The sequence below is a fragment of the Mycobacterium sp. E3198 genome, from assembly GCF_001667015.1.
Lineage (GTDB): Bacteria > Actinomycetota > Actinomycetes > Mycobacteriales > Mycobacteriaceae > Mycobacterium.
Genome location: NZ_LZIS01000166.1, coordinates 1 through 5,937, shown reverse-complemented (window position 1 = coordinate 5,937; position 5,937 = coordinate 1). Strand labels below are relative to the sequence as shown.

The 5,937-nt window shown below is 68.1% G+C and carries 6 protein-coding genes; 3 read left to right on the top strand and 3 right to left on the bottom strand.

The genetic code is table 11. The features are described 5' to 3' along the window. Positions 1–1,325, top strand: a 1,325-nt coding sequence (locus A5673_RS18430; protein ID WP_068235441.1) for a gamma-glutamyltransferase family protein, incomplete at its 5' end; no start/stop codon positions are given. Here the strand turns inward: A5673_RS18430 and purD are convergent. After that, positions 1,322–2,590 (bottom strand): phosphoribosylamine--glycine ligase, encoded by a 1,269-nt coding sequence (gene purD / locus A5673_RS18425; RefSeq protein ID WP_068235436.1) that lies wholly within the window; start codon positions 2,588–2,590, stop codon positions 1,322–1,324. The two genes, A5673_RS18430 and purD, sit on opposite strands and share 4 nt — an antisense overlap. A gap of 24 nt (positions 2,591–2,614) precedes the next feature. After that, entirely contained in the window at positions 2,615–2,989 is a 375-nt protein-coding gene (locus tag A5673_RS18420; RefSeq protein ID WP_231971131.1) for a MarR family winged helix-turn-helix transcriptional regulator, read from the bottom strand. A 115-nt stretch (positions 2,990–3,104) separates the two neighbouring features. Here A5673_RS18420 and A5673_RS18415 point away from each other — a divergent pair, with 115 nt between their 5' ends. Beyond that, positions 3,105–4,190, top strand: coding sequence for an aldo/keto reductase (locus A5673_RS18415; protein WP_068235439.1), 1,086 nt, complete (start codon positions 3,105–3,107; stop codon positions 4,188–4,190). A gap of 7 nt (positions 4,191–4,197) precedes the next feature. On the opposite strand, the gene A5673_RS18410 is transcribed toward A5673_RS18415, so the two are convergent. Continuing rightward, positions 4,198–5,385: a serine hydrolase domain-containing protein gene (locus A5673_RS18410; RefSeq protein WP_068235430.1), complete on the bottom strand. Its 1,188-nt coding sequence runs from the start codon at positions 5,383–5,385 to the stop codon at positions 4,198–4,200. Between the two features lie 141 nt (positions 5,386–5,526). Between A5673_RS18410 and A5673_RS18405 the strand changes: the two genes are divergently transcribed. Next, positions 5,527–5,937: adenylate/guanylate cyclase domain-containing protein (locus tag A5673_RS18405; protein ID WP_369806499.1), on the top strand; the 411-nt coding region annotated here is incomplete at its 3' end.

The following is a 5,937-nucleotide window of genomic DNA, read 5'->3' as shown; positions in this document are numbered from 1 at the left end:
GGCGCTCCCCCGCGGTCTGGACGCCAGAGTACTTCGGCGGCAACGCCGTTCCCGCGCTCGGCTGGAACTCGGTGACCGTGCCGGGGGCGGTGTCGGCCTGGGCGGAGCTGCACGCCAAGTTCGGCAAGCTCGCTTTCGAGCGCCTGTTCGAACCCGCGATCTCCTACGGCCGCAACGGCTTTCTGGTGTCGCCGACGGTCGCGGAGCAATGGGCGGCCCAGGTGCCGCTGTTCAAGGACCAGCCGGGGTTCGCCGAGGCGTTCCTGCCCGGCGGGCGCGCGCCGAAACCCGGCGAGCTCTTCAGGTTTCCCGACCAGGCGGCCACGCTCGAGCGGATCGCCGCGACCAACGCAGAGGCGTTCTACCGCGGCGACGTGGCCGCCAAGCTGGAGGCGCACGCGCTGGCCAATGGCGGGGCGATGCGCGCCGACGACCTCGCCGCGCACCGCGCCGACTGGGTGGGCACGATCGATGTGGCCTATCGCGGGTACACGGTGCACGAGATACCGCCCAACGGCCAGGGGATCGCGGCGCTCATCGCGCTGGGGATCCTGGAACACTTCGACATGTCCTCGTGGCCGGCCGATTCGGCCGACAGCGTGCATCTGCAGATCGAGGCCGTGAAGCTGGCGTTCGCCGACGCGCAGGCCTATGTCGCCGACATCGATCACATGGCGCTGGCCCCGGATCACCTGCTCGACAAGGAATACCTGCGGCAGCGCGCCGCACAGATCGATCGCGCCCGGGCCAAGCCGGCGTCCGCGGGCACCCCGCGCGGGGGCACCGTTTACCTGACCGCGGCCGACGCCGACGGGGTCATGGTGTCGATGATCCAGTCCAACTACATGGGCTTCGGCTCCGGTGTGGTGGTGCCGGGCACCGGGGTGTCGCTGCAAAACCGCGGCGCGGATTTCGCTGTGGCCGAGGGACATCCGAACCGCGTCGGGCCCGGCAAGCGTCCGTACCACACCATCATCCCGGGGTTCGTCACAAGGGACGGGGCCCCGGTGATGAGCTTCGGGGTGATGGGCGGCACGATGCAGCCGCAGGGGCACGTGCAGGTGATGGTGCGCATCGCCGACCACGGGCAGAATCCGCAGGCGGCGTGCGACGGCCCCCGGTTCCGCTGGGTGCAGGGCACGCAGGTCAGCTGCGAACGGGGGTTCCCGGCGTCGACGCTCGACGAACTCCGGCGGCGCGGCCACGATTTGGTAGCCGTGGACGACTACAACCAATTCGGCAGCTGCCAGGCGATCTGGTGCCTCGACGACGGGTACTTGGCGGTCAGCGATCCACGCCGCGACGGCCAGGCCGCCGGTTTTTAGACCCTGACCTTGCCTCCGGCCGCCGCGAGGGCGATGTCGCTTCGGAAGTGGCTGCCGGGCAATCGAATCGAGGCCATAATTTCGTACGCGTTCGCGCGGGCGGCGGACAGGTCCGCTCCGGTGCCCACCACCGACAGCACCCGCCCGCCCGACGAGACGACCGCCCCGTCGTCGCGCCGCGCGGTCCCGGCGTGCAACACGCCGTCGGCGTCCGCGCCGACGACGACGTCCCCGACCCGCGGGCGCCCGGGATAGTTTTCGGCCGCCAGCACCACCGTCACCGCGGCGCCTTCGCTCCAGCGCAGCCCGCCGAAATCGGCCAGCGCGCCGGTGCTCGCGGCATAAAGCAACTGGCCGAGTGGGGACTCGAGCAGCGCCAGCACGGCCTGCGTCTCGGGATCGCCGAAGCGGCAATTGAATTCGACGACGGCGGGCCCCTTCGCGGTGATCGCCAGACCGACGTAGAGCAAGCCGCTGAAGGGGCAGTCGCGCCGAACCAGTTCGGCCGCAACGGGTTCGACGATCCGGCTGACAATTTCCCGGTAGAGGTCCTCGGGCAGCCAGGTGAGCGGCGCGTAGGCGCCCATGCCGCCGGTGTTGGGACCGGAGTCGTTGTCGCCAACCCGCTTGAAGTCCTGCGCCGGCAACAGCGGCACCACGGTGGCGCCGTCGACGACGCAGAACAACGACACCTCGGGACCGTCGAGGAAAGACTCCAGCAGCACGGGATGACCCGCCTCGAGCAGGCCGGCGGCGTGGGCGCGCGCCGCGTCCCGATCGGGGGTCACCACCACGCCCTTGCCCGCGGCCAGGGCATCGTCCTTCACCACCCACGCCAGATTACCGGCCGGCGGGCCGAAGCGGTCCAGGGCCGCGTCCAAACGCGCCGGGCTGTCGACGATTTCGCTCGCGGCGGTGCGCACGCCGGCCGCGGCCATCACGTCTTTGGCGAACGCCTTGGAGCCCTCGATGCGGGCGGCGTCCTTGCCGGGTCCGAAGCAGGCGATGCCGGCGGCGCGCACGGCATCCGCCACCCCCAGCACCAGCGGCACCTCGGGCCCGATGACCACGAGGTCGGCCCGCACCTCGCGCGCCAGCGCGACCACCGCTTCGCCCGAGGTGATGTCGACGTCGTGCTGCTCGGCCAGCCGGGCCGTACCGGCGTTGCCGGGAGCGACGGCCAGCCCCGTGACCTGCGGATCCTTGCGCAGCGCCAGCAGCAGCGCATGCTCACGGGCACCGGAACCGATCACCAGGACGCGCACGACACGTCAGACTAGCCGAGGCGTTCAGACGATTCGCTCCAGCAGGCCTTTCAGCTCTTTTTGCTGCCCGGCGGTGAGACGCCCGAGGCGCTTGTCGAACTCCGCCGACAGCAACGCGAGGCCGTCGGCGGCCGCTTTCCGGCCGGCCGGGGTGAGCAGAAGCCGGTGGCGACGGAGATCGCCGGGGTCGATCTCGCGGCGCACGAACCCGGCCGCCTCGAGCCGTTTCAGGTAGACCGTCACCGTCGCCTTGGGCATGCTGAGCGTCGCGGCCAATTCGGCGGGGTAGGGATGCTCGTCGATCTCGGCGAGCAGGAACAGCTCCTTGGACTCGAGACCGAGCGCGCTGATATCGGCCTCGGCGCAGGCGATGACCGAAACCAGCACCCGGTAGTTCAACGACCAGATCTTCGCCGCATCGACTGCTGACATCGACTTGCCAGATCGTTCAGCCATGAACTAGTTTTGTTTGGAACAAGCGCATAACCGAACAATCTACCAGAAAGCCGCCGCCATGCCCCTGGATCAATACGTGACACTCGGACGCTCCGGCCTGCGGGTCAGCCCCTTGTGCCTCGGCGCGATGACGTTCGGCGAAGACCTCGGCTGGGGCACCAGTGTGGAAGAGTCCCAACAGATCATCGATCGATACACCGAACTCGGCGGCAACTTCATCGACACCGCCAACTTCTACACCCGGAGCCACTCCGAGAAGATCCTCGGCGACCACGTCGGGCGACACCCGGCCCGCCGCGACCGCTTGGTGATCGCGACCAAGTTCAGCGGCAACCTGTACCCGGGCGACCCGAATGGTGGCGGCTCGGGCCGCAAATCCGTGCTGAGCGCGTGCGAAAACTCGTTGCGGCGCCTGCAGACCGACTACATCGACCTGTACTGGCTGCACATCTGGGACGCCAACACCCCGATCGACGAGACCATGGCGGCACTCGACGACCTGGTTCGGGCGGGCAAGGTGCGCTACATCGGCGTCTCGGACACGCCGGCGTGGAAGATCGCCGAAGCCAACGTCACCGCCCGCTTCCGCGGCTGGTCGGCGTTCGTCGGGCTGCAGGTCGAGTACTCGCTGCTGGAGCGCGACATCGAACAGGAGCTGGTGCCGATGGCGTCCGAATTCGGCCTCGGCATCACACCGTGGTCGCCGCTCAAGGGCGGCGTGCTCAGCGGCAAGTACACCCGAGCCAATGCCGGCCGGCAGGATTCCGGTCGCGGCGCGATGGTCAACGCGTTCCTCAACGACAAGACCTATGCGCTGATCCACGAACTCGAGGTCATCGCGAAGGCCCACGAGACGAACGTCGCCAGTGTGGCGCTGGCCTGGGTGCAGGCGCAACCGGCCATCTCGTCCGTGATCATCGGGGCGCGCAGGCTCTCGCAGTTGGACGACAACGTCCGCGCCGTCGATGTGAAGCTGGGCGCCGACGAACTGGCGCGACTCGACGCGCTGACCAAGCCGAAATTCGGCTTCCCGCACAACATGCTGGAAATGGCGCCGGGCATCATCAACGGCGGGACGACGGTCAACGGCGTCTACGGGCCGACGTCCGAATACGTGATGCCCGAGGGTGGGCGCCCCTACTGAGGACCGGTCAGTCGAGAGCCTGGTAAATCAGCCGGGCGTACCTGCGGGTGCGCTCGGTCCCGGCCGAGGTAACCTGTCCCATCTTGTTCATAACGTAGGCAAAAGTGGTGCGGCGGTGGGGGTTCATGACCGCCATGGATCCGCCCCAGCCGCCCCAGTAGCAGATCTTCTCGTCGGGTATGTCCGGGACCGCGTCAGGGTGGGGCAGCGCGAAGCCGATCCCCCACCGCGCCGGCATCGCCAACACCAGGTCGACGCCGTTGGCCTGCTCCTCGAAGATCAGGTCGACGGTGTCCGGACGCAGCAGCCGTACCCCGCCAACCCTGCCGCCCAACGAGATTGGCGAACGGATACGCACCAACGACCGCGCGTTGCCATGGCCGTTGGCCGAGCCGATCTCGGCGCGGCGCCACGCCGTCGTCTCGGCCGCCAGCGCGCTCTGGGGCGTTGGCGGCATTGCGGCGAACGTCTTGCGCATGGGATGGTCGTCGGGCACCGCGTCGAGCGGCACATCCAGCGGTGGCGGCGGAACGAGTTTGGCAATCCGGTGATCGTCCTCGGGCCGCGCACCGATCTGCAGATCAGCGCCCAGCGGCTCGGCGAGCTCTCGATGCACAAACTGTTTCAGCGTCATACCGGTGACCCGGCGGACGATCTCGCCGACGAGGTGGCCGATGGTCACCGCGTGGTAGCCCGAAGCCGTGCCTGGTTCCCACCAGGGCGCCTGGGCGGCAAGCCGCGACGTGGATTTCTCCCAGTCGTAGATGTCCTGGAGGGTGAAGGGCATCTCCCACCCGGAGACCCCGGAGGTGTGGCTCAGGACGTGGCGTACCTCGATGTCATGCTTGCCGTTGGCGGCGAACTCCGGCCAGTATTTCGCGACCGGGGCGAACGGATCGAGCAGTCCCCGGTCGATCAGCATCAGCGCCGCCAGGGCCGTCACGTTCTTGGTGCTGGAGAAGACGTTGACAATGGTGTCCTTCGACCAGTCCTGGGTCTTCGCTCTGTCGGCATGCCCGCCCCAAATGTCCACGACGAGCTCGCCGTCGATATCAACGGCGATGGCGGCTCCCAGCTCGCCGCCTGAGGTGACTTCGTCAGCCAGCGCCGCGACGAGATCCTCGAAGCGGCTGGCGTAATGGCCATGCAGCACGCCCGTGGTGAAGTGGGCATCGATCAAGGTGCTGGTGTTCATTCGCTATCTCCTTTGACTCCGACGAGGTCACTATGGGCTTCCCGGCGGGCTACGGCATCGGCCAAATGGCCTAGATCCATCGAATGCACGCGGGCGGGCGTCTAGGCGGTTCAGCCGATGATTGGGCCGTATAGACGACGCATGCTGGCTAACATGACTGAGATCGACCGGCGCACGGAAACGCCGCTATTGAACTGGAGCGACTTGGGCGTGAGCGAGCTCCCGACTGGAACGGTGACGTTGCTGCTCGCAGACGTCGAGGGTTCGACGCGGCTCTGGCAGACCCAGCCTGACGTCATGACCGCCGCTGTTGCGCACCTGGACCGCGCGGTGTCGGACCTGGTGGCCGAGTACCGGGGCGTGCGCCCGGTGGAGCAAGGTGAGGGTGACAGCTTCGTCGTCGCCTTCGCCCGTGCCAGCGACGCGGTCGCGTTTGCGCTGCGGCTGCAGCTCACGCCGCTTGCGCCGATCAGCTTGCGGATCGGGCTCCATACCGGCGAAGTGCAACTGCGGGACGAAGCAAACTATGTCGGGCCAACCATCAACCGAACC